This window comes from Halopseudomonas aestusnigri (genome assembly GCF_002197985.1).
Taxonomy (GTDB): Bacteria; Pseudomonadota; Gammaproteobacteria; order Pseudomonadales; family Pseudomonadaceae; genus Halopseudomonas; species Halopseudomonas aestusnigri.
Window position 1 is genome coordinate 32,066 of sequence record NZ_NBYK01000017.1, and the last position, 26,353, is coordinate 58,418.

At 63.4% G+C, this 26,353-nt stretch carries 32 protein-coding genes; 14 read left to right on the plus strand and 18 right to left on the minus strand.

The annotated features are described in order from the left end of the window. The first annotated feature begins 260 nt into the window (after nucleotides 1-260). Entirely contained in the window at nucleotides 261-1,397 is a 1,137-nt protein-coding gene (locus B7O88_RS16560) for a sodium/glutamate symporter (RefSeq protein ID WP_088277705.1), read from the plus strand. A 218-nt stretch (nucleotides 1,398-1,615) separates the two neighbouring features. Further along, nucleotides 1,616-1,753, plus strand: a complete 138-nt coding sequence (locus tag B7O88_RS17865; protein WP_200818483.1) for a hypothetical protein — start codon at nucleotides 1,616-1,618, stop codon at nucleotides 1,751-1,753. Here B7O88_RS17865 and B7O88_RS16565 read toward each other — a convergent pair. Beyond that, nucleotides 1,743-2,192, minus strand: a complete 450-nt coding sequence (locus B7O88_RS16565; protein WP_088277707.1) for an OsmC family protein — start codon at nucleotides 2,190-2,192, stop codon at nucleotides 1,743-1,745. The two genes, B7O88_RS17865 and B7O88_RS16565, sit on opposite strands and share 11 nt — an antisense overlap. A gap of 93 nt (nucleotides 2,193-2,285) precedes the next feature. Here B7O88_RS16565 and B7O88_RS16570 point away from each other — a divergent pair, with 93 nt between their 5' ends. From B7O88_RS16570 to B7O88_RS16595, 6 genes are read left to right on the plus strand one after another with little or no spacing between them, the layout of a single operon-like run. Continuing rightward, the gene (locus tag B7O88_RS16570; protein WP_088277709.1) at nucleotides 2,286-2,612 is read left to right on the plus strand and encodes an ArsR/SmtB family transcription factor; all 327 of its coding nucleotides are present in this window, start codon (nucleotides 2,286-2,288) and stop codon (nucleotides 2,610-2,612) included. Continuing rightward, a complete protein-coding gene (locus B7O88_RS16575; RefSeq protein ID WP_088277711.1) occupies nucleotides 2,602-3,033 on the plus strand; it encodes a YeeE/YedE family protein in 432 nt (143 codons plus the stop codon). The genes B7O88_RS16570 and B7O88_RS16575 overlap by 11 nt, the downstream gene beginning before the upstream one ends. A 3-nt stretch (nucleotides 3,034-3,036) precedes the next feature. Next, nucleotides 3,037-3,456: a DUF6691 family protein gene (locus B7O88_RS16580; RefSeq protein ID WP_088277713.1), complete on the plus strand. Its 420-nt coding sequence runs from the start codon at nucleotides 3,037-3,039 to the stop codon at nucleotides 3,454-3,456. After that, nucleotides 3,453-5,198 carry a SulP family inorganic anion transporter gene (locus B7O88_RS16585; RefSeq protein WP_200818482.1) on the plus strand — a complete coding sequence of 582 codons (1,746 nt, stop codon included), beginning with the start codon at nucleotides 3,453-3,455 and terminating at the stop codon, nucleotides 5,196-5,198. Before B7O88_RS16580 ends, B7O88_RS16585 begins: the two co-directional genes overlap by 4 nt. A gap of 2 nt (nucleotides 5,199-5,200) precedes the next feature. Then, on the plus strand, nucleotides 5,201-5,386 hold the full coding sequence (locus B7O88_RS16590; protein ID WP_088277715.1) for a YgaP family membrane protein: 186 nt from the start codon (nucleotides 5,201-5,203) through the stop codon (nucleotides 5,384-5,386). 29 nt (nucleotides 5,387-5,415) lie between these two features. Next, a complete protein-coding gene (locus B7O88_RS16595; protein ID WP_088277717.1) occupies nucleotides 5,416-5,880 on the plus strand; it encodes a c-type cytochrome in 465 nt (154 codons plus the stop codon). Between the two features lie 75 nt (nucleotides 5,881-5,955). Here the strand turns inward: B7O88_RS16595 and B7O88_RS16600 are convergent, their stop codons facing one another. Continuing rightward, nucleotides 5,956-6,633, minus strand: a complete 678-nt coding sequence (locus B7O88_RS16600) for a cytochrome b/b6 domain-containing protein (RefSeq protein WP_088277775.1) — start codon at nucleotides 6,631-6,633, stop codon at nucleotides 5,956-5,958. 205 nt (nucleotides 6,634-6,838) lie between these two features. On the opposite strand from B7O88_RS16600, the gene B7O88_RS16605 reads away from it, so the two are divergent. Then, nucleotides 6,839-7,330: a hypothetical protein gene (locus B7O88_RS16605; RefSeq protein ID WP_200818481.1), complete on the plus strand. Its 492-nt coding sequence runs from the start codon at nucleotides 6,839-6,841 to the stop codon at nucleotides 7,328-7,330. Between the two features lie 19 nt (nucleotides 7,331-7,349). Here B7O88_RS16605 and B7O88_RS16610 read toward each other — a convergent pair whose 3' ends face one another. Further along, nucleotides 7,350-8,132, minus strand: a complete 783-nt coding sequence (locus B7O88_RS16610; RefSeq protein ID WP_088277719.1) for an SDR family oxidoreductase — start codon at nucleotides 8,130-8,132, stop codon at nucleotides 7,350-7,352. A gap of 242 nt (nucleotides 8,133-8,374) precedes the next feature. Here B7O88_RS16610 and B7O88_RS16615 point away from each other — a divergent pair, with 242 nt between their 5' ends. The 3 genes from B7O88_RS16615 to B7O88_RS16625 all read left to right on the plus strand — a co-directional run bounded on the left by B7O88_RS16615 (nucleotide 8,375) and on the right by B7O88_RS16625 (nucleotide 10,533). Further along, nucleotides 8,375-8,923 (plus strand): sigma-70 family RNA polymerase sigma factor, encoded by a 549-nt coding sequence (locus B7O88_RS16615; protein WP_088277721.1) that lies wholly within the window; start codon nucleotides 8,375-8,377, stop codon nucleotides 8,921-8,923. Further along, on the plus strand, nucleotides 8,920-9,636 hold the full coding sequence (locus B7O88_RS16620) for an anti-sigma factor (RefSeq protein WP_088277723.1): 717 nt from the start codon (nucleotides 8,920-8,922) through the stop codon (nucleotides 9,634-9,636). The genes B7O88_RS16615 and B7O88_RS16620 overlap by 4 nt, the downstream gene beginning before the upstream one ends. A 117-nt stretch (nucleotides 9,637-9,753) precedes the next feature. Further along, on the plus strand, nucleotides 9,754-10,533 hold the full coding sequence (locus tag B7O88_RS16625) for a DUF4394 domain-containing protein (protein ID WP_088277725.1): 780 nt from the start codon (nucleotides 9,754-9,756) through the stop codon (nucleotides 10,531-10,533). 235 nt (nucleotides 10,534-10,768) lie between these two features. On the opposite strand, the gene B7O88_RS16630 is transcribed toward B7O88_RS16625, so the two are convergent. From B7O88_RS16630 to B7O88_RS16650, 5 genes are all read right to left on the minus strand, one after another. Next, a complete protein-coding gene (locus tag B7O88_RS16630; protein ID WP_088277727.1) occupies nucleotides 10,769-11,524 on the minus strand; it encodes a sulfite exporter TauE/SafE family protein in 756 nt (251 codons plus the stop codon). Between the two features lie 99 nt (nucleotides 11,525-11,623). Then, nucleotides 11,624-12,409 carry an SDR family oxidoreductase gene (locus tag B7O88_RS16635; RefSeq protein ID WP_088277729.1) on the minus strand — a complete coding sequence of 262 codons (786 nt, stop codon included), beginning with the start codon at nucleotides 12,407-12,409 and terminating at the stop codon, nucleotides 11,624-11,626. Nucleotides 12,410-12,555: 146 nt separating this feature from the next. Continuing rightward, on the minus strand, nucleotides 12,556-13,485 hold the full coding sequence (locus B7O88_RS16640; RefSeq protein WP_088277731.1) for an SDR family oxidoreductase: 930 nt from the start codon (nucleotides 13,483-13,485) through the stop codon (nucleotides 12,556-12,558). Nucleotides 13,486-13,487: 2 nt separating this feature from the next. Further along, complete coding sequence (locus tag B7O88_RS16645) at nucleotides 13,488-14,438, minus strand: bile acid:sodium symporter family protein (RefSeq protein WP_088277733.1); 951 nt, start codon at nucleotides 14,436-14,438, stop codon at nucleotides 13,488-13,490. Then, on the minus strand, nucleotides 14,435-15,769 hold the full coding sequence (locus B7O88_RS16650) for a flavin-containing monooxygenase (protein WP_088277735.1): 1,335 nt from the start codon (nucleotides 15,767-15,769) through the stop codon (nucleotides 14,435-14,437). Before B7O88_RS16650 ends, B7O88_RS16645 begins: the two co-directional genes overlap by 4 nt. Before the next feature lie 148 nt (nucleotides 15,770-15,917). Between B7O88_RS16650 and B7O88_RS16655 the strand changes: the two genes are divergently transcribed. Further along, complete coding sequence (locus B7O88_RS16655) at nucleotides 15,918-16,895, plus strand: AraC family transcriptional regulator (RefSeq protein WP_088277737.1); 978 nt, start codon at nucleotides 15,918-15,920, stop codon at nucleotides 16,893-16,895. Between the two features lie 201 nt (nucleotides 16,896-17,096). Then, nucleotides 17,097-17,453 (plus strand): hypothetical protein, encoded by a 357-nt coding sequence (locus B7O88_RS16660; protein WP_088277739.1) that lies wholly within the window; start codon nucleotides 17,097-17,099, stop codon nucleotides 17,451-17,453. Nucleotides 17,454-17,479: 26 nt separating this feature from the next. On the opposite strand, the gene B7O88_RS16665 is transcribed toward B7O88_RS16660, so the two are convergent. From B7O88_RS16665 to B7O88_RS16710, 10 genes are all read right to left on the minus strand, one after another. Further along, entirely contained in the window at nucleotides 17,480-17,872 is a 393-nt protein-coding gene (locus tag B7O88_RS16665) for a globin (protein WP_088277741.1), read from the minus strand. Nucleotides 17,873-18,028: 156 nt separating this feature from the next. Then, nucleotides 18,029-19,684 carry a methyl-accepting chemotaxis protein gene (locus tag B7O88_RS16670; RefSeq protein WP_088277743.1) on the minus strand — a complete coding sequence of 552 codons (1,656 nt, stop codon included), beginning with the start codon at nucleotides 19,682-19,684 and terminating at the stop codon, nucleotides 18,029-18,031. Nucleotides 19,685-19,962: 278 nt separating this feature from the next. Then, nucleotides 19,963-20,217, minus strand: coding sequence for a hypothetical protein (locus B7O88_RS16675; RefSeq protein ID WP_088277745.1), 255 nt, complete (start codon nucleotides 20,215-20,217; stop codon nucleotides 19,963-19,965). A gap of 126 nt (nucleotides 20,218-20,343) precedes the next feature. Further along, the gene (locus B7O88_RS16680; RefSeq protein ID WP_088277747.1) at nucleotides 20,344-20,826 is read right to left on the minus strand and encodes a nucleoside deaminase; all 483 of its coding nucleotides are present in this window, start codon (nucleotides 20,824-20,826) and stop codon (nucleotides 20,344-20,346) included. A gap of 58 nt (nucleotides 20,827-20,884) precedes the next feature. After that, on the minus strand, nucleotides 20,885-21,676 hold the full coding sequence (locus B7O88_RS16685; RefSeq protein ID WP_088277749.1) for an ABC transporter permease: 792 nt from the start codon (nucleotides 21,674-21,676) through the stop codon (nucleotides 20,885-20,887). After that, entirely contained in the window at nucleotides 21,657-22,442 is a 786-nt protein-coding gene (locus B7O88_RS16690) for an ABC transporter ATP-binding protein (RefSeq protein WP_088277751.1), read from the minus strand. Before B7O88_RS16690 ends, B7O88_RS16685 begins: the two co-directional genes overlap by 20 nt. Before the next feature lie 2 nt (nucleotides 22,443-22,444). Next, nucleotides 22,445-23,440: an ABC transporter substrate-binding protein gene (locus tag B7O88_RS16695; protein ID WP_088277753.1), complete on the minus strand. Its 996-nt coding sequence runs from the start codon at nucleotides 23,438-23,440 to the stop codon at nucleotides 22,445-22,447. Nucleotides 23,441-23,669: 229 nt separating this feature from the next. Beyond that, a complete protein-coding gene (locus B7O88_RS16700; protein ID WP_088277755.1) occupies nucleotides 23,670-24,632 on the minus strand; it encodes a DMT family transporter in 963 nt (320 codons plus the stop codon). Between the two features lies 1 nt (nucleotide 24,633). Continuing rightward, nucleotides 24,634-25,437: an ABC transporter permease gene (locus B7O88_RS16705; RefSeq protein ID WP_088277757.1), complete on the minus strand. Its 804-nt coding sequence runs from the start codon at nucleotides 25,435-25,437 to the stop codon at nucleotides 24,634-24,636. Continuing rightward, nucleotides 25,434-26,312: an ABC transporter ATP-binding protein gene (locus tag B7O88_RS16710; protein ID WP_088277759.1), complete on the minus strand. Its 879-nt coding sequence runs from the start codon at nucleotides 26,310-26,312 to the stop codon at nucleotides 25,434-25,436. The genes B7O88_RS16705 and B7O88_RS16710 overlap by 4 nt, the downstream gene beginning before the upstream one ends. Nucleotides 26,313-26,353 lie beyond the last annotated feature (41 nt).

Here is a 26,353-nt window from a genome sequence, read left to right on the forward strand (position 1 = left end):
GTCTGACGGGGATGGGCGAAAACTCGTCGCTTTGCTCCTCAGACACCTCGCCCATCGTTTTCCCGTCAGCCCTGCGCTACTCGCCCGCGTAAACGGGAGTTGGTCCGTGCGCGCTTCACGTCTGGCTAACTAGAGCGCGCATACAAGGGGCACGGCATGCCGTGCCCGTCTGCGTCTGGGAACCCAAGGGTTGAGCGCCTCCCTGTCCCTGCGTATATGCTTATCCCCTGCTGCCTCACGCCACCAACCCGAGACCTGTCATGGAACAGACTGCCCTGCTGATCAATACCCCCACTACGCTGGCGCTGACGGTGATTTCGCTGTGGCTGGGGTGTTGGATCAATCAGCGGGTGGCGGTGTTGAGTCATTACAACATCCCGGCTGCGGTCAGCGGCGGGTTGCCGATCAGCGCGCTGGTGGCGGTGATGCAGTTGCTGTCTGATCGTGAGATTCAATTTGATCTGCAGCTGCGAGACCTGCTGCTGATCGCTTTCTTCAGCACCATCGGGCTGTCGTCACGGTTGCGTCAGTTGCTGGCCGGCGGGCGGGCGCTGGCGATCATGCTGGGGCTGGCGGTGGTGTTGCTGCTGTGTCAGAACCTGGTGGGTACGCTGCTGGCGCTGGGCTTGGGGGAAAATTCCTTGTACGGGTTGATTGGCGGCAGTATTTCGCTGGCCGGCGGCCATGGCACCGCGCTCACCTGGGGGCAGTTGTTCGAGGACCATTTCCAACTGGTCAACGCCAGTACCCTGGGGCTGGCAATGGCGACCGCCGGCCTGATCAGCGGTGGTCTGCTGGGCGGGCCCGTGTCGGCTTGGCTGATTCGCCGTCACGGGCTGGTGAGCACCGAGGTGGAGAGCGAGTTGCCGCATCTGGAAGGGCGCGGCAAGACCACGTACCTGATCGACCTGAATCATCTGCTTACTGCGGTCCTGCTGGTCGCGCTGTGTTTTGCGCTGGGTGCCAGCGTTTACGACTGGCTGTCAGGCTTGGGCCTGCGGTTGCCGGCGTTTCTGACCGCCATGTTCCTCGGTATCGTGCTGGCCAACGGGCTGGATATGGCGGGCGTGGAGGTGGATGCCAGGCCGATTCAACTGGTTGGCGATCTGAGCCTGCAGCTGTTTCTCGGCATGAGCCTGATCAGCCTGCCGCTGCTGTCATTGCAGGGCGCGTTCGGAGTGATCGGCATCATGCTGCTGATACAGGCCGTGGTGATTACCCTGTTTACCGTGTTTCTGGTCTTCCCGCTGCTGGGCCGCAACTACGACGCGGCCTGTATCAGCGCGGGGTTTATCGGCATGGGGCGAGGGTCTGCTGCCGTTTCGTTCACCCGCCTGCCGGAGGCCATTTCTCGGCCAAGCAAGGCGGAGGGAGTGCAGTGTGGTTATTCCACATGAGCGACCGACAACGCAGCATGGCCGAGAAATGGCACCGGCCCTCCGGGTGGGGCCGCCGAGGTTGCGCCTGTAAAACCGCCACTCGGTGTCGCTCGTCGCTTATTTGGAACGACCAAATTACGCTCCGCGCTCCTTGATTAGCGGCTTTACAGGCTGCAACAGGTGGGTGAACGAAATGGCAGCAGACCCTAGGCGCCACGCCGGTCGGCATCGCCAATATGGATGCCTTGACCAGCCGTTACGGCCCCAGCCCCAAAGCCTATCTGGTGATCCCGCTGCTCGGCGCCTTCTTTATCGACATTGCCAACGCCACGCTGGTGCAGACGCTGCTCGGCTTCGAGCTGTTCAGCCCTTGAGTTTGACGCCGTCGCTGTCGAGTACGGTGAGTTGAATCGGCAAGGCTGCCGCAACGCTCTGCGACACGGTACAGAACTGCTCGAACTGATCGAGAATGCGCTCCAGCCGCTCGAAGGCGCTGGCCGGATGGCCGAGATGCAGGGTTGCCTCTACGCCGACCACGCGCATGCGGTTCGCCTCGTTTCGGCCGATCAGGCCAACCGCTTCGGTACGGATACCGTCGTTCGGCTGGCGGAATTTGGCCAGGGCGAAGACCAGACTGTCGCTCAGGCAGTTGGCGATGGCGGTAACCAGCAGTTGGGCCGGGCTGGGACCTTCATTGTTGCCGAGCGGCGCCGGCTCGTCGGTGATCAGCGGTGGCGTGCCACCGCTGAAGCGGGCTTCAAAACGATAGCCCTGCTGCTGCTCAAGGGTGACTTCTACGCGGTTTTCACTCATCGGGTGCTCCCTTTCGATTGGCGTGCTTGCAAACAATCTATTTTTTTATATATTGTTAGTCAATAGAATGTTCCGAGAGATCGTACTGCTGTCATGAACAACCAATCCGATATCCAGCGTCTGCGCAGCTCTGCTGATCAGGCCCACCAACTGCTCAAGGCGCTGGCCAACCGTGACCGCTTGCTGCTGCTGTGCCAGCTGGTCGATGGTGAGCGTAATGTTGGTGAGCTTGAAGAGCTGCTGGGCATCGTCCAGCCGACCCTGTCGCAGCAACTGGCTGTGCTGCGCCGTGAGGGGCTGGTGGATACCCGCCGCGAGGGCAAGCTGGTCTACTACCGTGTGGCCAGCCGTGAGGCACTGGCTATTCTGCATACCCTGTACGGCCTTTACTGCGCCGAGGAGACAGCTGATGAACATTGATTGGGCGGCGTTTACCCCGTTGTCGGCGTTGCTGGGTGGTGCGTTGATCGGCGCAGCTGCGGCATTGCTGATGCTGTTCAATGGCCGCATCGCCGGCATCAGCGGGCTGGTCGGCCGGCTGCTGACGCCGCAGGCAGGTAACGGCGAGGCGTTGCTGTTTGTGCTCGGGTTACTGCTGGCGCCCTGGATCTATCTGGCCGTGGCAGGCGAGATCAGTGTGCAGGTGGAGGCTGGCCCGCTCGCGCTGATCGTCGGCGGCCTGCTGGTGGGCTTTGGTTCGCGGCTGGGCTCTGGTTGCACCAGCGGTCACGGTGTCTGCGGGCTGTCGCGGCTGTCGCCGCGCTCGCTGGTCGCTACCCTGAGTTTTATGGGGGCAGGCTTTGTCACCGTGTTCGTTCTGCGTCACCTGCTGGGAGTCTGAATCATGCGTGGACTGATTGCATTGGCCAGCGGCCTGCTGTTCGGTTTCGGCCTGCTGATTTCGGGTATGGCCAATCCGGCCAAGGTACTTGGGTTTCTGGATCTGGCGGGTGCCTGGGACCCGTCGCTGGCGCTGGTTATGGCGGGGGCGATTGGTGTTGCCTTCCTGCCCATGCAGTGGATTCAGCGTCGGGGCACTACCCTGCGCGGTGAGCAGGCGCAGTTGCCGGCCAGCCGCACCATCGACCGTCGGCTGGTGCTCGGCAGCCTGCTGTTCGGCGCCGGCTGGGGGGTAGCAGGTTTTTGCCCGGGCCCGGCTCTGGTGGCAGCGTCAGCCCTGATCCCGCAGGCATTGCTGCTGGTGGCCGCTATGCTGCTCGGCATGTGGCTGTTTGCCCTGTATGACCGCCGGGTGAAGGCGTGAGTCAGGATCTGCGCCTGCAACCGCCGGGCAGCAATGCGCTGTTCGGCTGGATGCGCCACTACCGGCGCGCCTGGCTGGCGGGTGATCTGACAGCCGGCCTGGTGGTCGGCATCATGATTATCCCGCAGAGCATGGCCTACGCCATGCTCGCCGGGTTGCCGGTGCAGATCGGCCTGTATGCCAGCATTTTGCCGCTGATCGGTTATGCGTTGCTGGGCAGCAGTATGACCCTGTCGGTCGGGCCGGTGGCGGTCACCGGCTTGATGACCGCCACCCTGCTCGCGCCGCTTGCGACGGTTGGCTCCGCTGATTACTTGCAGCTGGCGATCTGGCTGGCGCTGCTGTCGGGGCTGATGCTGCTGGGGTTCGGCCTGCTGCGCCTCGGTTTTCTGGCGAATTTTCTCAGCCATCCGGTGATCAGCGGCTTTATCAGCGGTGCGGCGATTCTGATTGTGCTCAGTCAGTTGCCGAAGCTGCTCGGCCTGCGTGGCTGGCCGGATTCCCCACTTGATCTGCTGGGCAGCTGGAATACCGGCAACTCACTGGTGCTGGCGATGGGGTTGGTCGCACTCGGCTGGTTGCTGTATGCGCGCGGAAAGCTGGCTGGTCACCTGCGCGGGCTCGGCCTGTCTGCGACGCTCGCCAGTCTGCTGGCCAAGCTGGCGCCGATTCTGGTGGTGGTGCTGGGTGTGCTGATTACCCTGCTGGCCGATTTGCCCAACAAGGGCGTCCCGGTAGTCGGGGAGATTCCCGCCGGACTGCCGGCGCTGGTGTGGAATACACCGGATCTGTCGGCGCTGCGCTCATTGCTGCTGCCGGCGGCGTTGATCAGTCTGGTCAGCTTTGTCGAAAGTGTCTCGATCGCCCAGTCACTGGCGCGGCGCAAGCGCCAGAGCATCGACCCGGATCGCGAACTGCTCGGGCTGGGTGCCGCCAACATTGGTGCCGGTCTGAGCGGCGGCTTTGCCGTCTGCGGTGGCTTCTCCCGCTCCAGTGTCAACATCGAGGCCGGTGCCAATACACCGCTTGCCGGCGTCTTCTCGGCGCTGCTGGTCGGCCTGATTCTGGTCAGCATTGCGCCGCTGTTTGCCTGGTTGCCGCAGGTTGTACTGGCGGTGGTGATTCTGGTTGCAGTGGTGCCGCTGGTCGACCTGGCCAGCTTGCGCCGGGCCTGGCGTTATGACCGGGCCGAAGGACTTACCCTGCTCAGCACCGCCGTTGGCGTGCTGGTGCTGGGGATCGAGGCGGGCATCGTGCTGGGCGTGTGTTTTGCCATCGTCGCCCAGCTCTGGCGCGGCAGTCGCCCGCATGTGGCGGTGGTCGGCCGGGTGCCGGATACCCACTACTTCCGCAATACCAAACGCCATCTGGTTGAAATCGAACCGCACCTGCTGGCGCTGCGGATCGACGAAAACATCTTTTTTGCCAACACCAAGGCAGTCGAGCAGGCCATCTCACAGGCGCTTGCCGACTATCCGGATACCAGAGAAGTGTTACTGATTCTGTCAGCGGTCAACCACATCGACAGCACTGGGCTGGACATGCTCAGCGAGCTGACCGAAGGGCTGCGCGAGCGGGACATTCGTCTGCACCTCGCTGAGGTCAAGGGCCCGGTCATGGATCAGCTGCAGCACACCGACTGGATACGGCAGCAGATCGCCGGGGTTTTCCCCAGCACGGATATCGCCTTCAACACCCTGGGCAAGGTCAGAGACCGCGCCCCAGAGCACTCAGGAGAGTAGCCATGAAAGCCAATGTAGGTACTATTGACCGTGTTCTTCGCATCCTCGCAGGAGTCGTGCTGATTGCCCTGACCCTGACCGGCACCATCGGTCTGTGGGGCTGGGTCGGGTTGGTGCCGCTGGCAACCGGCGTCTTTCGTTTCTGCCCGCTGTATCCGCTGCTCGGGATCAACACCTGCGGAAAGTGAAGCGTCATAACAGCAAAAAAGGAGTTTGTATGAAAACCGTGATGACTACCCTGCTGGGCTCTGCCCTGCTCGCTGCCAGCCTGTCCGCCGCTGCGATGGACCCCGAGAAGCAGATTGAAACCCGCCAGGCCGGCTTCAGCTACATGGCCTGGAACATGGGCAAGATCAAGGCGCAGGTCATTGATGGCAGCGTCGAGTACAACCAGCAGCAGGTAGAAGCCGCTGCCAATACCATTGCTGCGATTGCCAACTCGGGCATCGGCGCGCTGTTTGGTCCGGGTACCGAGAAGGACATCGGTGATGTGCGTACCAGTGCAGATCCGTCGCTGTTCGAAAACATGCAGGATGTGGCTCAACTGGCCGGCAACATGGGCACCGCAGCCAATACCCTGGCCGAGAAAGCGGCAACCGGCGACCAGTCGGAAATCCGCATGGCATTTGCCGAGGTGGGCAAGACCTGCAAGGCCTGCCACGACAAGTACAAGATGGACTGAGTCGTCAGGTTTGCTGACAAAACCCGCCAACTGGCGGGTTTTTGTTTGATGGGGCGGTAATCGACCTTCCCGGGCTTACCAGGCCGGCACGGCGGGCGCCGGCGGCGGTGCAGGAATCCAGGCGCCGGTGGCAAACCAGATGGCCGCTCCGGCAATGACCAGTGCGATGATCAGCGCAACCCAGCTGCCGCCGTTGACCTGTTCAACCTGATTGGCCGGGACCTCTGCCTTGCCGTGAATCATCGGGCCAACCAGGTTCTTGCCGCGCAGGCGGTACAGCACGATGGCGAGGATATGCAGCGTCAGCAGGGCGTAGATCAGCTCTTCGGTGGAACGGTGCCAGCCGCTGAGCAGGCTGCCGGTGTCGCTCGACACCAGCCGGCTGAGCGGACCATAGAAGGCCACGTCGTCGTTACTGAACAGCCCGGTCACTGCCTGAAACGCCATCAGCCCCAGCAACGCGAATACCGACAGTGCGCCGACCGGATTATGCCCCAGTGCCTGCCAGCGGCCGCCCAGATAGGCCTTGATGCGGCCGGGTGTGGGGAAGAAGCTGGCGAAGCGTGAGTGGGTCGAGCCACAGACGCCCCAGACCAGGCGGAAGGCCAGCAGGCCGACGACCGCGATGCCGAAGCGCTCGTGCCATTCGATCCAGTTGCCGCCGAGGCTGATGGTCACCAGCGCGCCGGTGACGGTCAGTGCCAGCAGCCAGTGAAACAGACGCAGGGGAAGATCCCAGACCAGGGTTTTCATCAGGGCAGACTCGTGGTTGGTCAACAAAGGCTGCAAGGCTACCCCTCACTCCCGTGGCCCGCAAGCTTGTGGGGCCGCGGCATAGAGCCGCTGGATAACGACAGGCAATGAATGAAATCAAAATGACATTATTTTCATAAGTGATTATTATCGCTGCGCGGTATTACAAAAAACGATAAAAAAGTAAATGAAGAAGGAATCTTCGATGAATTGCATGACCCGCGTTTTTGGTTTCGCGACGCTTTCCGCCAGCCTGATGCTTACCGGCTGTGCGAGTATCCTCAGTGACTCGCAGTACCCTGTCTCAATCCAGTCCACTCCGTCCGGTGCTGACTTCAAGGTCTCTCGGCAGAATGGCTCGGTGATTCATCAAGGCACTACACCGGCAACTGTTACCCTGCCCTCCGGCGACGGCTATTTCAGCTCGGCTGAGTACAACGTCGAGTTTTCGAAAGAGGGATATCAGAATCAGCGCATGCACATGCAAGGCGAACTGGATGGTTGGTACTGGGGCAATATCCTGTTCGGTGGTTTGATCGGCTTGCTGTTCGTCGATCCTGCAACCGGTGCCATGTACAAGCTGCCGGAAACGACCAACGCCAACCTGGTTCAGGTAGCTGTAGCCGAACCGCCGGTTACCGTTCCGATGGCAATGGCAGAACCTGCCGCAGCAGACAGCGCGCCCGTTAGCGAGTAACGGACACGCGAATAACGACTCAGGGCTGCATGTGGCGACCGAGTTTGTCGCGCAGCAGCTCCGGGTTGTTGCCGGCGGCTTTGTCCAGCTCGGCCAGCTCCTCGGGGATGTACCAGTGCAGCTGGTCCGAGTGGTAGCTGTTCCACACCGCCTTGGCGACTTCAATGGCTTCGATCAGCCGGAATGGCCCCTTGTCTGGCGCCGCCGCCATCATCTCCTCGCTGGGCATCCCGGTCCGGATCAGCCCCGGCAGCGCGTCGGCACAGCGAATGTCGTAACGGCGAAACTCGTTCGACAGCGCCTCGGTCAGGCCCTTTACCGCGTGCTTGCTGGCCGAGTACACGGCGATCAGCGGCATGCCCATGGTGGCCGAGGACGACGAGGTATTGAAGCACAGCGCGTTGGGCGTCGCCTTGAGCAGCGGCAGCGCGCTGTGGGTGCCGTTCAGTACGCCGATCACATTGACGTTGATGATCTTCAGCTGGTCCTCAAAGGGCAGTTCATCGAAGAAACCGCGCATGACGATGCCGGCGTTGTTGAACAGAATGTCCATGCGCCCGTCGGTGGCCTCGGCAAAGGTGGCGACCGCGGCGTCAAACTGGCCCTTGTCGCTGACATCCAGCGTCTGGATCACGCAGTTGTCGGCGCCGAGTTCTGCCTGCAGCGCCTGCAGACCGTCCAGATTGAGGTCAAAGGCACCGATAAACCAGCCCTTTTCACGGAACAGCCGCGCGGTTTCGCGGCCCATGCCCGACGCTGCCCCGGTTATAAAAATCGACTGCCGCCCTGCTGCCAGTGTCATGCGCCTATCCTCTTGTTGGTGTTGTGGATGGTTCGACGTTAGCACCGCGAGGCGGCCTTGGGAGCCAACCGCCAGTGGGGCTGATTGATGGGCAATCAGTGGCGTGATGGTGCCGTGGGTCGCTTGGCGCCGAAACAATTGCTCATTAAAAAGCTGGTTTTTCTCGGCCTGGACATCTGCAGGTTGTGCTCGGGGGTATAGCCTTCAGCAAGGCAACGGGTGATCGCATACAGGAACAGCGCATGTCGGGCAGCGAATTCGATTATGAAGGTACTCTTGAAGCATGCGCCGGCGGCGACTGCGCGGCGTTCAGGCGCCTGTATCAGCAGGAAGCCGGACAATTGCTGGGGTTGGCGATCACCCTGCTGGGGCGGCGCGATCAGGCGGAAGATTGCCTGCACGATGCCTTGCTAAAGGTCTGGGTCAACGCTGACCGCTTTGATCGCAGCCTCGGCTCCGGCCGCGCCTGGATCTACAGCATCTTGCGCTACCGCGCGCTCAACCAGCTGCGCGGCCGCAAGCAGCTGGTTGCGACCGATGACGGTTTTATCAACGCCATGGCGGATGAGGCAGCCCAGGCCGAGGAGCTGGCCGAGGCGCGCTCTACTGCGCGCCAGCTGCGGGACTGCCTCCGACTGCTGGAACGCCCGCGTCGCCACCCGATACTGCTGGCGTTTTACCGTGGCCTGACCCATGACCAGATTGCCGCGCGACTGAGCGCGCCGCTGGGCACCATCAAGGGCCGAATCCGCGCCGGATTGCGCGCACTACAGGAGTGTCCGCAGCCATGATTCCGCAAGCACCCGAGCAACGCCGGGCTCTGATCGGCGAATACGTGCTGGGTCTGCTCGATGAGCCAGAGGCCAGCGAAGTGCGTGAGCTGATCGAGCACGACCGCGCCGCAGCCCGCATGGCGCTGGAGTGGGAGCATCACCTGCTCGATCTGGCCGACGCCCTGCCCGCCCAGCAGCCCTCCCCGGCGCTCTGGCAGCGCCTGCAGCAGAGCCTTGGCTGGTTGCCCGCCAGCGGCGCGACCGAGGGCGGCCTGAGGCGCTGGTGGAACAGCCTCGGCCTTTGGCGCCTGACCAGTGCCGGGTTGGCTCTGCTGGTGCTGCTCAGCTGGTTGCCGGGCGTGCTGCGCGACGCCCCGACCGGCGCCAGTTATACCGCCGTGCTGCAGGTACCGGGTGAGAGCGCCAGACCGGGCTGGGTGATCACGGTAGATGGCGACGGCACCCTGACTCTCGACTCGCTCGTCGCGGACTCGATTCCGGCCGATCGTAGCGTACAGTTCTGGACGCTGGTCGATCCCAAGGATGGGCCGCGCTCACTGGGCCTGATCGAGCCGGGCAAGGCCGTAACGCTCAGCGCCGAGCAGATTGGGGCGGTGCAGGCCGGTCAGCTGTTTGAGCTGACGCTGGAGCCGGAGGGCGGCTCGCCGCTCAACCGGCCGACCGGTCCGGTGCTGTATATCGGTCGCGCGGTGCTGATCGCCGGCAGTTAAAAAAGTTTTGCGCGGCGACATCCAGCGTGTGTGATGGCGGGTATAGCTTGCAGGTGTCTTGCAAAAGCACCACGTCAGACGGGCTTTCCGTCATCACCTGCAAGCGAGGATTCACCGATGAAAACAATCAATACCCTGATTCTGAGCAGCTCCCTTGTGCTGGCCGCCAGCGGCGCCAGCGCGGCGCAACTGATTGCCCTGGGCCAGGATGGCATGCTGCACAAGGTCGACATCGACAGCCTGAGCGTGACCGGCAGCATGGCAGTGACCGGTGCCAGCGACCTGCGCGGTATCGACGTGCGCCCGGCCAACGGCATGCTTTACGCCCTCAGCGGCGGCGACGGCATCTACACCATCAACACCGCCAACGGGGCGGCAACCGCGGCCACCACACTCAAGTCCGCGTTGCCCGGTGACGCAGCCGCGGTCGTCGACTTCAACCCCAAGGCTGACCGCCTGCGCCTGCTCGCCGCCGATGGCACCAACTTCCGCGTCAATGTCGATAACGGCGACGTCGCGGTCGACGGCAGCGTTGCCTACGCCGCCGACGGCGCCTACGCCGGGCAGACCGCGCAGGTGGTCGCCGGCGCCTACACCAACTCCTACCCCGGATCCGAAACCACCGAGCTGTTCACCGTCGATCTGGCCACCGGCATGCTGATGCTGCAGAACCCGCCGAACGACGGCGTCCAGCAGGCGGTAGGCGAACTCGCCAAGGGCCTCGACGGCGCGGCCATGGATATTGTCAGTGACGGCAAGGGCGGCAACACCGCCTACGTGCTGACCGGCAAGACCTTGCACACGGTCGATCTGGCCACGGGCACACCCACCACGCTGGGCGAGGTCGCCGGGCTGCCGGATGGCGTAACCGATATTGCCGTGACTGGCGGTATGTGAGGCTGAGCTGTAAACAAGGCTCCGCGTCTTTCCCGCGCAGACGGTGATCTTACGTTGTGCCCAGCGTTGTCGTTAAGGTTGGCGCAGGGTGAGCACCGGCCCGTAGGGCGGAGTAAGCGCAGCGTCTCCGCGGCCTTTGTGCGCACGGGCGTTGCTGATCTATGGCCGTGGACTCTGTGCATGAATGGTGGAGACGCCGCTGGCTTACTCCACCCTGCCGTGCCGCGTTGGCCCGTCAGAGCAGCGCCTTGCCCAGCAACAACACGCCGGTCACCACCAGCAGGCTGTACACCACCTGCCGAAAGCGCTGTTCGTTCAGGCGGTGGTGGAGGATCTCGCCGAGTACCACGCCGATTACTAGCAGCGGCAGGTAGCTGGCGATGCGTGGCAGGTTGGGCAGCAGGCTGCCGTCGAGCAGGAACAGCACGGTCATGCTGCTGTTGAGGGTGAACCAGACGCTGATCAGGGTGGCGCGCAGCTGGCTTTTGTCCAGTCGGGTGCCGGCCAGGGCGTAGACCAGCAGCGGGCCGCCGGAGGCGAACAGGCCGTGGGTCAGGCCGGCGCCGAGGGTCAGGCTGCGGCTCAGCCAGCTCGGGTGCGGCGGGCTGATATGACCACGGAACATGCGTAGCAGCTCACGACCGGCAAACCACAGCACCAGCACACCGAACAGCGCCTTGAGCAGCTCGCCGCTGAGCCACGGTCGCAGGCCGTAGCCCAGCAGCATGCCGATCAGCATCAGCGGCAAGATCAGCTTGAGTAGTGTTGGCCAGTGGATGTGCTGGCGATTGCGCCAGGCCAGATAGCCGCTCATGCAGATATTGAGCGGCACCAGTACCGGCAGCATGGCCGGAATCGGCAACAGCAATGCGCCGAGCGACAGGGCAATGACGATACTGCCGAAGCCGGTGATGGCTTCGATGGTGTAGGCCAGCAGAATAAACAGCCCGAGCCAGAGCCAGGGATTGAGCAGCAGGGTGTCGAGGGACATGGTGTCTTCTTGTTGTCGCGGGTGTTTAAGGAATCCGGAGAACGTCCGCGCCATCACGCGTTGGCGCTGAGCCGGATTCTGCGTCCCGCCGGTTGGTGATCAGCCCAGCTCGCCGGCAAAACGCTTGCGTACCTGGCGCAGATACAGCGCCGGGGCAAAACGCCAGAGCAGGCTGCCGAAGCGGGAAACCGGCTCGGGCAGCAGCCAACGGTGCCGTTTTACCAGTGCTTCGTCAATCAGACCGACCATCCATTCCGGGGTGCGCATGCCGCCGACCATGGAGCGCGCGTGGCTGGCGGGCTTGCCGTCCTTGCCCAGGGCGTTGTGCTCGATCGGGGTGTCGAGAAAGCTCGGATAGACCATCAGCACGTGGATGTTGTCGCGCTCCAGTTCCAGCCGCAGCACCTCGAAGAACTGGGTCAGTGCACCCTTGGCCGCGCAGTAGGCGGCGCGGCCCGGTACCGGCATCCAGCCGGCCATTGAACCGATGCAGAGAATCTCGCCGGCACTGGCGCGCAGCAGTGGCAGCGCGGCCATGGTCAGCTCGACCGGGCCCTGCCAATCCACCGCCATGACCTTGCGGAACACCGCCGGATCGGTCTGATGCGCTGGTGAGCGGTGGGTGATGCCGGCGTTGTTCACCAGTCGATCAAGGCGACCGAAGTGGTCGCTGGTGGCCTTGATCAGCCGCTGGATATCGTCGGCGCTGGTGATGTCGGCGGTGACGGTGAGTACCCGCGTGGGGGTGTTCAGTTCCTCTTCACGCTGCTTGAGCAGCGCCTCGTTGACGTCGGCCATGACCAGGCTGTGGCCGGCGTCGAACCAGCGCTTGGCCATCGCCCAGCCGAGGCCGGAAGCAGCGCCGGTGATCAGAATGACTTTCATGGGGGCTCCCTTTGGTCGCAGCGGCAAGCTTCAAGCTGTAAGCCCCAAGCTGGCCGCTGCATCCTTTGCATTTTGGTGTTGGCGCTCCACTGCCGGGCGCGCTTAGTGGTTTTCGCTTGAAGCTTGTGGCCTGCAGCTTGTAGTTGTCAGCGGCGCAGGCCGCGCTGTTCGATGAAGTACTCGAAGGTCTCGGCGGAGGTCTTGTTCAACTGGTAGCCGAACTCCTCTTTCAGCCGCCGGTTGCTCAGTACCGGGCGATAGCGCAGGAAGTTGATCTGCTCCGGGCCGGTGGGTTTGCCGAGCCATTTGGCTACTTGCAGTGCACTTTTCAGTATCCAGGGCGAGACGGTCAGCAGCGGCTTGTTCAGTCGGCGGGCGATTTCCTGAATGCTCAGGGCACCGTCGCCGGCCATGTTGAAGATGCCCTGTTTGTCTTCGCGGATGCCCATTTCCACTGCGGCCAGCACGTCCTGATCCCAGATGAAGACGAAGGGCGAGTCGCTGCCCTTGATCGCCAGTACCCGCTTGGACTCGAACAGGTTGGTGATCTGGTTGCGGGTCTCGGTGCCAAGTACCGTGCCCGGACGGAAGATCAGCTGGGCCAGCGACGGATGCTCGCGGCGGTAACGCGCCAGCAGCTCCTCGATCTGGCGCTTGTGGTCGGAGTAGGCAAACTCGCGGTTGCCGCGGATGGCATCCTGTTCGTCAATCCAGGCCGGGTTGTCAGGGTAGTAGCCGTAGGCGGCGCCGGAACTGGTCACGGTCAGGTGCTGCACACCAGCCTCCACACAGGCCTTGAGTACGTTGCGGGTGCCGTTGACGTCGATGTCGAAGTCGCGTTCGCGGTCCTTCGAGGCCTGCAGGATGGACGCCAGATGCACCACGTGGGTGATTTGCTCGCGCTTGAGCAGCTCGGTCAGCCCAGCGTCACGGATGTCCATGACCTGCAGCGGAAAGTCGACATCGTCACGGCCGCGGATGTCGGTGCCGATGACGTAAAAGTCCCTGGCCAGGCGGTTGCCCAGCTGGTGACCGATATAGCCGGCGGCGCCGGTGATCAGAATGCGTTTGCTCATGGTTACAGGCTCTGCGATACGCCGCGGCGCGCGGCTTCTTGTTGTTTTTCGTGGCGTTCGGCGCGGCGGCTGTGGCGCGCCCACAGCTGCGACAGGGTCAGCCCGGAGACCAGATGCCAGACGCCCCAGAAGGCGGTGATCAGCATCATGCCGCCGGCGTCGGGGAAGAAGGTGAAGAGGATCACCAGCCCCAGGCCGGAGTTCTGAATACCCACTTCCATGGTCACGGCGCGGCGGTCGGCCAGCGGCAGGCGCAGCAGCCTGGCCATGCCGTAGCCCAGGCTCAGCGCCAGCAGGTTGTGGGCGACCACCAGCCAGAAGAAGCTGTGGAAGCGTTCGATAAACAGGTCGAAGTTGTTGGTAAAGGCGATGGCGACAAAGCCGAGGAACACCAGTAGCGAGATCACCCGCAGGGGCTTTTCGCTGCGCGTCACCAGCGTCGGCCAGCGTTTGCCGCTGACCATGCCAAGCAGCAATGGCAGGGCCAGCACCAGCAGCACGATGACCAGAATGCCGGTCGGGTCGAGGCTGATCTGGGTCAGGTACTCGCGGGTGTGCGGGTTGAGCCAGCCATAGAAGGCAAAGTTGAGCGGCGTCAGCACCGTCGCGGCCAGACTCGAAACCGCCGTCATGCTGACCGACACGGCGACATTGCCGCGGCCCAGCCAGGTCATGACGTTGGAGAAACTGCCACCCGGGCAGGAGGCGACCAGGATCATGCCCAGCGCCAGTTCCGGATCGATGTTCAGCAGCCAGGTGAACAGGCAGGTAGCGGCCGGCAGCAGCAGAAACTGCGCAATCAGCCCGGCTACCGGCGCCACCGGCGCCTTGAGGATGCGCTTGAAGTCATCCAGCGTCAGGCTCAGCGACACGCCGAACATCATCGCCGCCATGATCAGGTTGAGGGTGATCAGGCTGGCCGGGTCGAACTGGATTGGCAGCGCGCCGCTCATGTCGCCGGCACCGGCTGCGGTGCGGCCTGCTCAAGACCGGCCTCCAGCTCGGTGATGTGCTGGTGCAGGGCGTCCAGATAGGCATCCTTGTTGACGTAGTAGGCCATGCGCGCGAGCTTGATGTAGTCGTAGCCACCGTCCAGATTGGTGGTCGCCTTCTGCCGTTTGGTGGCGGCAAAGCTGGCCGCCTGGGCGCTGCCCTGACGGTGCTGGTGAATATACAGCGCGGTCAGCCTGGCCTGCAGGTTGCGGCCTTCCCAGCCGAGACCGGCAGCCTCGATCATGCCCATCATGAACAGGTTGTCGTACTCGGGGTGGAATACGTTCAGGTACAGCTGCGGTGCATCCAGCGCCGCCGGCCAGTTCAGGTGTTCGCGCTCAATGAACGGGTAATCCAGCTGATACCCGGTAGCCAGCAGGATCAGGTCGTATTCGGCGCTTTCGCCGTCGACAAAATCAACCCGGTTGCCGTCCATGCCCTGAATGTCGCGGCGGGCGTGGATATCGCCATGACCCAGGTGATGCAGGATCAGCGAGTTGACCACCGGGTGCGACTCGTACATGCGGTAGTCCGGGTCCGGCAGCCCGTAGTCCGAGGGCTTGCCCATGATGAAGCGGATCAGGGCGGCGTCGATTTTCTGCTTCAGGGGGCGGGGCAGCTTGAACTTGCGGCCGGCGCTGAGGGTATCGGTCGGCTTGCCCTTGATGAATTTGGGCAGGAAGTAATAGCCACGGCGCAGGCTCATATCGACTGATTTGGCGTGGTGCACCGCATCGACGGCGATGTCGGCGCCGGAGTTGCCGCAGCCGACGATCAGCACCCGCTTGCCCTTGAACACTTCGGCGCTGCGGTACTCGGCCGAGTGCATGATCTGGCCGTCGAAGCGGCCCGGCAGCGTTGGCCGGTTCGGCGTGTGCAGGGTGCCGTTGGCGATCAGCAGGCCCTCGAAGCGGCGGCTTTGCTGCTGGCCGTCGCGCTCGGTGATGATGTTCCAGTGGCTGCCATCGCGCTCGACGCTCAGCACCCGGGTGTTGAATTCGTAGTGGCGGTACAGATCAAAGTGCCTTGCATAGGCCTGGAAGTAGCGCTTCATCTCGCTGTGGTGCGGGTACAGCGCGACGCTGTCTTCCATCGGGAATTCGGCGAACTCGGTCATCCGCTTGGAGGAGATCAGGTGGGCGCTGTCGTACATGGTGCTGTGCGGGTTGTCGATGTCCCACAGCCCGCCAACGTCGCTGTGCAGCTCAAGGCCGATGAAGGGAATGTCCAGCTTCTGCAGGTTGCGGGCAGTGGCCAGACCCATGGGGCCGGCGCCGATGACAGCGTACATGGGGATACCTCATTTGTTCTTGTCGTTGTTATGGGCCCTGCTTTGCGCGTGTTACATCCGGACGGCGGCAGGGTTATGATCACGAGTCTAGCCAAACGCCCTGCGGCGGTATCGGACAAAACGGGACAGGAATCCGGCAATTCAAGCCATGTCGAGTGTCGATCACAGCGTTACGCCCCTCTACGCCCAGGCCCTGCTGCAGTCCGCCCAGCGCCAGGGTATTACCCTGCCCGCCGCGCTGGTAGCGCGGTTGCAGGGTAACGAGCGTATCCCGCTGGCGGTGCAGGACGAGCTGTGGGAGTGCTACTGCGAGCTGGCTGCCGATCCGCTGGCCGGTCTGCGGCTGGGGCTGGACATTCAGGTCGGCCATCTCGACAGCGCCGGCATGCTGCTGGTGACCTGCGAGACCCTCGGTGAAGCGCTCGCCGAGCAGGTCGAGTATGCGCCCCTGATCGGCGCCGGCGGTGACTTCCAGCTGCTGCAGGACGGTGATCAGGCCGCCATCGATTACCAGCCGCACCTGGCTGTGAGGCAGGCCGAACGGGTTGAGGCGGTGCTGGCTGGCCAGCTGAATCTTACTCGCTGGGCGACCGGCGGCCGATTCACCCCGAGCGGTATCTGGCTGGCCCATGCCCCGCTGGCGCCGCTGGAAGACTACCGCGCGTTGATCGATTGCCCGCTGCACTTCGAGGCCGGCTTCAATCGCATCACTTTCTCTGCCGATCAGCTTGAGCTGCCGCAGATTCAGGCCAACAGTGCCCTGCGCGATCACCTGCGCCAGCTCGCCGACCAGACCCTCGCCAGCCTCGGCCAGCACAGTCTGGCCGCCGAGGTGCAGGCGCAGGTGCGCAGTCAGCCGCGCTGGGGCAAGGAGCGGATTGCCGAGCAGTTGGGTCTGAGCGGCCGCCACCTCAACCGCAAGCTGGCTGAGAAAGGGCTGTCGTTCAAGACCCTGCGCGAATCGGTGTTGCAGGAGATGGCCTGTCAGGCCTTGCAGCAGGGCCGCCTGAGCGTGGCGCAGATTGCCGAGCAGCTGGGCTTCTCCGACGAGAACGCCTTTGTCCGCGCGTTCCGCCGCTGGCAGGGCGAGACGCCGGCGCGCTACAAGACCGGGTTTGGCCGCTGAGCCGGCACCACGGCTTGCATTAAATTGCTGTGGGGCTATGGTAGGGCCTTCAATCGCTTTCTGAGTGGAGTCATGCGCGTGTCCCTCGCTGTCAGCGCCGCAGCTGTCGTCTTCCTGATCTGAGCCGGGGCGGTTCGTCCGCGCCCGGCTGCCGTTATCGGTTTTCCCTTTTCCCTTTTTCCCTTGCTGGAGACTGCAGACATGACGTCTGTTGCTGTTGGCGCACATCCGCGCCTGCGCGCGCTGCTGCGCGATCGTGGGGCCTGGTATCTGACCGGGCCGCAGGAGCTGGCCAGTGTGATTGGTCGGCTGGAACGGCTGGAGCGTGATGCCAGCCCTGACCTGGCTCGACCCGGCAGCTATCTTTTGCTGCTCGACCTGACCAGCCAGACCCTGTTCAATTTGCGCCTGTGCGAGCGCAGTCGCGGAACACAGGAGATCTCGATCTTCTCACCGCTGGGTGCCCGCTTGCTGGCCGCGCGGGCCGGCGATGTGGTGACGCTGGAGGGGTTTGGTTCCGGCTGGCGCCTGCTGCTGGTGCAGGTAAGACCGGGCTGAGCCTTCGCCCGCAGGCCGGCGCCGGTTCAATAGCCGGCCTGAATCACTTCAATGCCCTTGGCCAGCACATCGCGCCAGGCGTAACTGACCTCGGGTGTCGCCTGCCGGTCGTGCAACTCTACGGTGCGCACCAGGGCGTCGACCCAATAGGTGTAGAGATGTGGCTGGATATTGAGGTTCTCGCGTGAGTGCGATTTGGCCAGCGCCTGCAGTTTGGTGGGCGGCAGGCCACGGGAGAACAGCACCAGATTGAGGATGCCCTGGCGCAGCAGCAGTTTCTGCGCGGGCATATCGGTGTTGGTGAACTTGGCGCGGACTTCCGGCGAGCTTTGCAGGAATTGCTGGTAGAAGTCGTCGAAAAAGCTAGCAGACGCGCAGCAACGGCCGTAGCTCTGCATGACAATATCAGGGGCTTTCATGGTGATCCTTGCGGTGCAGCAACGTGACGCGGGGCGCGGAGTGTAGCAGGTTCTGCCGCGCCGCTCGCTGCTGGCAATTTGCCGCCGCGCGCCGCTCTAAAACGCGGGTTGCAGTCCTTTAACCATAACCCGCAAGGGCGCTGGATACGCATGCTGCTATAACTGGAAGCGCTCCATCTGCTGACGCAGACTGGCCGCCAGCCGGGACAGCGTCTGACAGTCAGCCTGGCAGGCACGTACTTCATCCGCCGTGGCGTGCGCCAGGTCAGCGATACCCTGGGCATTGCGGGTAACGTCCTCGGTGACGCTGGACTGTTCCTCGGTGGCGGTGGCGACCTGGTGGTTGATGTCGCTGATCTGCTCGACCTGGCCGGCAATGGTCTGCAGCGACTCACCCGCCTCTCGGCTGGCTTCAACCCCGCTGGCGGCGGCGTTCATGCCGGCGCGCATGGCGCCAACCGCCTGCTCGGCACGACTCTTGAGCGATTCGATCATTTGCTGGATTTCGTCGGTCGATGCCTGGGTGCGGCTGGCCAGGGTGCGCACCTCGTCGGCGACCACGGCAAAGCCACGGCCCGACTCCCCTGCCCGCGCCGCCTCAATGGCGGCGTTCAGCGCCAGCAGGTTGGTCTGCTCGGAGACGCTGCGAATCACCGTCAGCACCCGGTCGATGGAGGTGATCTGGTCGGCCAGTTCGGTCACTGAGTCAGCGGCGCGGCCAATGTCGGCGGACATACGTTCAATCGCCTCGACTGAGCGGCCAACCACGGCTCTGCCCTCGACCGCTTCGGCCTGCGCGGCGCTTGAGCTGTTGGCAGCGCTGTTGGCGTTGCGCGCGATTTCCTGCACGGTCAGACCCATTTCGTGGGCAGCGGTGGCGACCAGATCGGTCATCTCATGCTGGCGCACGGCGCGCTCGGCGGTGTTATCGATCACTTGCGCTACCTGTGTGACGGCGCTGCTCAGCTGACGACTGGTGATAAGTACATCGCTGATCAACTGACGTTGACTGGCGACGAAGGCGTTAAAGCCGCGGGCCAGTTCGCCCAGTTCGTCGTCGCGCTTGTCGTCCAGCCGTGCGTTCAGGTCGCCGCCGCCGGCCGAGATGGCGCCTAGGGCTTGCGACACGCGGCGCAGCGGTTGCACCAGGCCGCGCACCAGCAGGGCCATCAGCGCCAGTGCCAGCAGGCCGACGGCACCCGCGATAAGGCTGGTGCGCAGCAGCGCGGCGCGGGCGTCGGCGTAGATTTCGTCTTCCGGCACCAGACTGACCAGGGTCAGGCCGAGGCGTTGCAGCGGTTGGGCACTGGCCAGCCAGGCTTCGTTGTCACGCTGAAAACGCACCGGCTCGCTGCCTGCGGTCAGTGTGTTGGCCGCCTCGACGCTGGTCAGGTCACTCAGGCTGCGGCTGTCGTTGAAGCTGGCGTTGGGGTGAACCTTGACCTGTTGATCTGCGCCGATCAGAAAGACCACACCGCGCTCGCCAAACTGAAAGCCGCCAATCAGCTCCGACAGGCTCTGCAGGCTGTAGCCCAGACCGGCGACGCCAAGGGTCTTGTCCTTGAGGGCGATGCGTTGATTGATGAACAGTGTCGGCAGGCCAGAGGTCTTGTCGGTGTCAATTGAGGCGACCTGATCCTGGTCGCCGTCGACCAATGTATAAAACCAGCTGTCTGCCGGGTTGTCGCGACTCATCACCCGAATCTGGCCCTGCTCGGAGTAGAAATTGCCGCTTTCCAGCACGGCGATGCTGGTGGTGAGTGCGTTCTGCTGCTGCTTGACGCCATCCAGATAGCGGGCGAAGGCACTCATCCGGATCGGGTTCAGGGGCGTGCTATCTGATTCCACAAGCCCTCTGCGAGTGCTCAAGCGTGTAGTTGCAAGGCGCGGTGCGCAGCCAATAGTGGTTCTATTGGCAAGCAGTGCAACGCAGCAGATGCATGCTTGAGCGCCCGCCCTGCGGGGCGATCAGGCCAGGCCGCACTCTGTGTTGTGATTTCTCGACAGGTCCCGACATGCCTTCGAAACCACGCCTTGATTGCGGCCTGGCCTGATCGCCAGAGGGCATGCGGAATCAGGTAGCACGCCCCTCAGGCTAGCCAGTCCTGCACCAGGCTGTTGCCGGCGATGGCCTCGGTCGCCGAAATCGGTCCGGCCAGGGTGCGTTCCAGGTCGTTGCGAATGGCGCTCACCTGCGCGGGTAATGCTTGCTTGATCAGATAGCGCTCGGTCATCTGGTGCAGCACCGAGGAGTAGATCAGCACCACAATCAGGGTGGTGACGCCCAGCGCGGCGCCCATACTGATGATCAGCTGCCATTGAATACTGCGTTTCCAAAGGGTCATGGACGTGCTCTCGACAAAGCCTGACCGTCGCCACAGGTGCAGGGCCTGCGGAGGGGCAACGGTCAGGGGGAGGTAGAGGGGCTGCGGTGACAGATGAGCCGGGCGAGTCGCCTGTAGCCCCGATAATCAGTCTTTCCAGAAGTCTTCGTGGACGCGGATGGATTCCTCTTCCAGCAGCGGGCCGATCACCTCGACGCTGCGCTGGCCGGACTCGAATACCGTGCGGCAGGGCAGATCCAGCGTCGGGTTTTCCGGGTGGTTGCCGGTCATGTCCTTCAGGCGCTTTTCGCTGGCGCCGTAAACCACCCGGCCAACGCCGGCCCAGTACACCGCGCCGGAGCACATGGCGCAGGGTTCGGCGCTGGTGTACATCGTGCAGCCGGCCAGCACCTCGGGGCTGTAGGTGGTATTGGCGCGGGTCATCAGCACCCGCTCGGCGTGGCCGGTCATGTCGTGATCGGGCAGAAAGGCGTTCAACTGCTCCATCAGGACGTTACCGTCGGCGTCGACCAGGATGGCCGCGAACGGGTGGATGCCTTGTTTGCCGGCTTCTTCAGCCAGCCGGAAGCTTTCACGCAGAAAATAAATATCGCGTTCGGTATGACTCACGGGGGGGTGTCCTTGCTTGTAGCTTGAAGGCCGGCGGCGCAGGCACCGCCGGCTGTTATCACTTCTTCTTCGGCAGGCTCCAGGCGAAGAAGATCTGTTGCGTCCACTGCACCGACTTGAACAGCAGCAGGCTGACAATGGCGAGGAAGAACAGACCGGCAAAGGCCTGCGGAATCTTGAAGAACGAGGTCGAGAACTGGATGAAGTAGCCCAGCCCCTCTTCGGCGGCGACGAACTCCGCCACCACCGCGCCGATGATCGCCAGGGTGATCGCCACCTTCAGGCCGCTGAAGATGTGCGGAATCGCGTAGGGGATGCGGATCTGCCAGGTTTCGCGGCGGGTCGGTGCATCCAGCGAGCGGCTCAGTTCGATCAGTTCGGCCGGCGTCTCGTTGATCCCGGTGGCGGTCGAGACCACCAGCGGGAAGAAGGTCAGCAGGCAGGTGATCAGCACCCGTGACGGATCATCCGAGCCCATCATCACTATGATCAGCGGTGCTACCGCAACCACCGGGGTGGATTGCACCACCACCAGCATCGGGTACAGGGTGCGTGAGAGAAACTCCGAGCGCATCATCGCAATGGCCAGCGGAATGCTGATCACAATGGACAGGGCAAAGCCCATCAGCGCCACCCGCAGGGTCGCCCACAAGTGCATCATCCAGCGGCTGAACTCGACGTCGAAGAACGCCTTGGCGATTTCGCTCGGTGCCGGCAGGACGTAGGTCGGCAGCTCGAAGATGCGGCAGACCAGCTCCCAGAGCAGGATCAGGCCGACAAAGAACAGCCACGGCGACAGGTTCAGCAGCAGCGCGCGACGCGCGGCGGCGTCAGTGGGCGTCTGGCTCATAGATGTGTTTCCTTATGCGGTCAGTCAGCTCACTGAAACGGGGTTGCTTGATGGTGTCCGCGCTGCGCGGGCGGGGCAGATCCACTTCGATCAGATCCAGCACGCTGCCCGGGCGCTTGCTCATCACCAGCACGCGGTCGGCGAGCAGCACCGCCTCGGAGATCGAGTGGGTGATAAACAGCACGGTTTTCGGGTTTTCGTCCCAGATTTTCAGCAGATCGAAGCCGATCTGCTCACGGGTCATGGCATCCAGTGCCGAGAACGGTTCGTCCATCAGCAGAATATCGGGGTTGAGCAGCAGGGCGCGGACAATGCCGACCCGCTGCTGCATGCCGCCGGACAGCTCGTCCGGCATCTTGTCGGCAAAGGCCTCCAGACCGGCCATCGCCAGCAGTTCGTTGGCGCGCTTTTCGTCCTGGGACGAGTAGCGACCAAACTTGTGCTTGAGCGGGAACAGCACATTCTTGCGAACAGTCAGCCACGGCAGCAGGGTCGGCTTCTGAAACACGATGCCAACGTCGTCACGGGGGCCGTCTACCTGCTTGCCGAAGACGCTGACTGTGCCTTCGCTTGGAACCAGCAGGCCCGAGACCATGCGCAGCAAGGTGGACTTGCCGCAGCCGGAGGGGCCTACGACCGCCACAAACTCGTGGCGGTTGATGTCGAGGTCGATGTTTTGCACCGCCATCGGACTGCCGGGGGTCGGGTCATAGCGATGACCGACCCCGGACATCCGCACGAAAGCGCGTTCGCTAGTGTGCTCCATGGTTACTCCGCTACAGGCATGAAGTCGCGGTTGACGATGGTTTCCGGATCCAGCGAGTCAACACTCAGCTCGTTGGCCTTGGCGACCCACTCCCAGGTGGAAGCGATGCGCTCGGGGGTCATGGTGCCCAGACCGTCGGCTTCGCTGATCTCGTTGAAGGTCAGCGGCATGGAGTCGGCGATCTGCGCGGTGGCAACCGCGGCGTCGACTTCCGGCACCATGGTGTGCAGATCGGCGGCAGCCAGTTCCGGGTGCTCGTGGGTGAAGCGCAGGGACTTGTCATAGGCGCGCATGAAGCGCTTGGCAACGTCCGGGCGCTCGGTCAGGAACTTGTCTGCAGCAACAACGGCGGAGCTGTACAGCGACAGGCCGGCATCCGACCAGCGGATCACGTTGATGTCCTTGCCGGCGGCAGCGGCCTGCTGCTTGAACAGCGCGATGTTGGTGACCCAGGCGATGATCGCGTCGGTGTTGCCGGTGACCAGCATCGGACCCAGGGCACCCGGGTCGGACTTGGTCAGGCTGACCGAATCGGCGGGCATGCTGTTGGCTTCCAGCACCAGCGGCAGAAATGCGTTGGAGGAGGTGAACGGCGAGGTCGCTACCTTCTTGCCAGCGATGTCGGTGAAGCTGTTGATGCCGCTGTCGGACAGCGCGAAGAAGGCGTGCGGGCCCTGGTTGAAGATCATGTAGACGGCGCTGACCGGCACGGTGTCCTGCGCGCGGGCGGCCATCAGGGCGCCGATATCGGCGCTGCCGATGTCAGCCTGGCCGGTGGCGATCTTGGTGATGGCATCAGTGGAGCCGCGACCACTGGCAACGGTGACTTCCAGCCCTTCGTCGGCGAAGAAGCCTTGCTGGATACCGGCGTAGACCGGAGCCTTGTCGCCCCCCGGCAGCCAGTCCAGTTGGTAGGTAACCTTGTCGGCTGCAGCGGCGAACCCGCTGGCAGACATGGCGATGACCATCGCCAGAACGCCGGACGCTTTTTTCAACATGAGTCATTCTCCAGAGTGATGTGCTTGGCTTTTTATCCTGACCAGTTGGGCAGGTTTTATTTCTATTCAGCAAGTTGCGGGCCAGCTTTCGGAAATGTCGGAAATTGGCTGAAAACCCCGTATTTTCAGGGTCTTATTGCTCTGTCACGGGCTTGGCCGGCGGTGCACCTGAATTCCTGACCAGGGCGCCGCGCGTTTTTGGTGCGGCGTGAACCAGTCTCGTGCGTTCTCAGCCGGACGGGTCCGGGGCGACCTTGCGGCTGCGCAGGGCAAGGCGGCGATCTGCCAGGCCCACGATCAGAATGCCCAGTGCGATCAGCGCAAAGCCGGTCAGGTCGCTTGGTGTGGGTACCTCATGCAGGAACCAGGCAGCCGAGAGCATGCCGACTGCCGGTACCGAGGCCGAGCTGAGTGACAGGCTGACCGCGGGCAGGGAGCGAATCGCTGCCACCTGCGCCGCAACGCAGATGCCGGAGGCAATCGCCCCGCTGAAAATCAGCATCCAGATGAAGTCCGGCTGCCAGTCGATCTGCCCCGGGTCTTCTACCAGTAACGCCAGCGGCAATAGCGCCAACACCGAGGTCAGCAATTGCCAGGGGATCAGCGACAGCACGTCGCCCTGCCAGTGATGCCTGCGCACATGAATCAGCCCGGCGGTCCAGAGTATGGTGCCGAGCATGATCAAGCCGCCGCCGATGAACACCTCATGATCGGACCAGTCGATACTCAACGGATTGAACACGGTCAGCAGGCCGGCCAGCCCCAGGCCGACGCCGATGGCGCGCGGCAGGGTAAAGCGCTCGCCCAGAAACAGCGCTGCCGCCGGCACCACCCAGATCGGCGTGGTATAGGCCAGAATCGCCGCCCGTCCCGCCGGCAAATACTGCACGCCGAGGGTGACCAGGGTAATGAAGGCCATGTTTTGCATAATCCCGACTGACAGCAGCACCGGCACATCCGCGCGCCGAGGCAAGCGCAGCACGCCGAGCGCGGCGGCGATGGCAAACATCGCCAGCGTGCCCAGCGCCATGCGCAGGCAGGTGAACAGCATCGGCGGGCTGTAGGCCAGCCCGAGTTTGAGAACCGGGAAATTAAGCCCCCAGCCGATGGCGTTGAAGCACAGCAGCAGATAGCCCAGCCGGAAGGCGTAGCTGTGACCGCCGGTGCTGCCGGCGGTCGCGTTCCGGGCCACCTCAGTGCTCCACTTCGAGGGCGCTTTCGTGCCAGTTCTGCAGGGCGCGGTTGGACAGCCAGACCATCAGGGCGAACAGCGCGATACCGGTCAGGGTGATCAGCAGCAGGGCGGCGAACATCCGCGGAATCTGCAGGTTGTAGCCCGACTGCAGGATCATGTAGGCCAGCCCGGCCTTGGCACCGCCGGTACCGGCGACGAACTCGGCGACAACCGCGCCGATCAGCGCCAGACCCGAGCTGATGCGCAGGCCGCCGAAGAAGTACGGCAGCGCGCCCGGGATACGCAGGCGGACCAGCTCCTGCCAGCGGCTGGTGCGGTACATGCGGAACATGCTCAGCAGGTTCGGGTCGACGCTGCGCAGCCCCAGTGTGGTGTTGGAGATGATCGGGAAGATGGCGATGATCACCGCGCAGACGGTCAGCGCCCAGGTGGTGTCATCCACCCAGATGATGATCAGCGGGGCAATCGCTACCACCGGCGTCACCTGCATCAGCACCGCGTAGGGAAACAGGCTCATCTCGATCCACTTGCTCTGTACAAACAGCAAGGAGGCGGCCACGCCCAGCACCACCGCGATGACAAAGGCCAGGAAGGTCACTTTCAACGTGATGTACAGCGCCCCCAGCAGCGGCTGCCAGCCGTCGATCAGCGCTTTGAAAATCTCGATCGGCCCCGGCAGGATGTATTTGGGCATCTCCAGCGCCTGGACGGCAATTTCCCAGAACAGCAGAAACAGGATACCGACGCCCAGGGGCGCGGCGACTTTGACGAAGTTTTCGTTCTGGATCAGCGGCGTGCTCATGCCTTGATCTCCTGTGGCTGGCCCATGGCGCTGGCACGCTCAAGCGCCTGCGAGACCTGGCGGCAGTAGCCGGCAAACTCGGTCGAGACGCGGAAGTCGGCGTTGCGCGGGAAGGGTTGATCGATACGGATGTCGTCGACGATGCGGCCCGGGCGGGCAGCCATCACCACCACGCGGCTGGACAGGTAAACCGCCTCGTAGACGCTGTGGGTAACGAACACGATGGTCCAGCCGTTCTTCTGCCACAGCTTGAGCACATCGTCGTTGAGCTTGTTGCGGGTCATCTCATCGAGCGCGCCGAAGGGTTCGTCCATCAGCAGCAGGTTGGGCTCGGTGACCATGGCGCGGGCAATCGAGGCGCGCATCTGCATGCCACCTGACAGCTCGCGCGGGAATGCGTTGTCAAAGCCCTTGAGGCCGACCATCTCGAGTGCATCATCGATCTTGGCCTCGACCTCCGGCCCGCGCTGGTGTTCCAGATCCAGCGGCAGGCGTACATTCTTGCGCACCCGTGCCCAGGGCATCAGGGTGGCGTTCTGAAATACGAAGGCCAGCTTGCGGCCCTTGTCGCCAACCACGTCATAGCCCTGCTCCCAGAACTTGACGGTGCCGGTGGTCACCTCACCAAGGCCTGCCATGATCCGCAGCAGGGTACTCTTGCCGCAGCCGGAGGGGCCCAGCAGACTGACGAATTCGCCCTGGCGTATGGTCAGGTCGGCGCCTTTCAGCGCGACGGTACCGTTGGCGTATATCTTGTTTACGCCTTCAACCTGCAGCACTGGCCGCGGGTTGCCGTTGCTGTCGGTGTGCGCCAGCTCGGCGGCGCTGTCATCGACCGGTGTGGCCTTGAGCGGCGTCACGTTGGAGCTTGTCATGGGTATCTCCCGGGGCGGCCCGCAGGCGGGCCGCCGGCTGG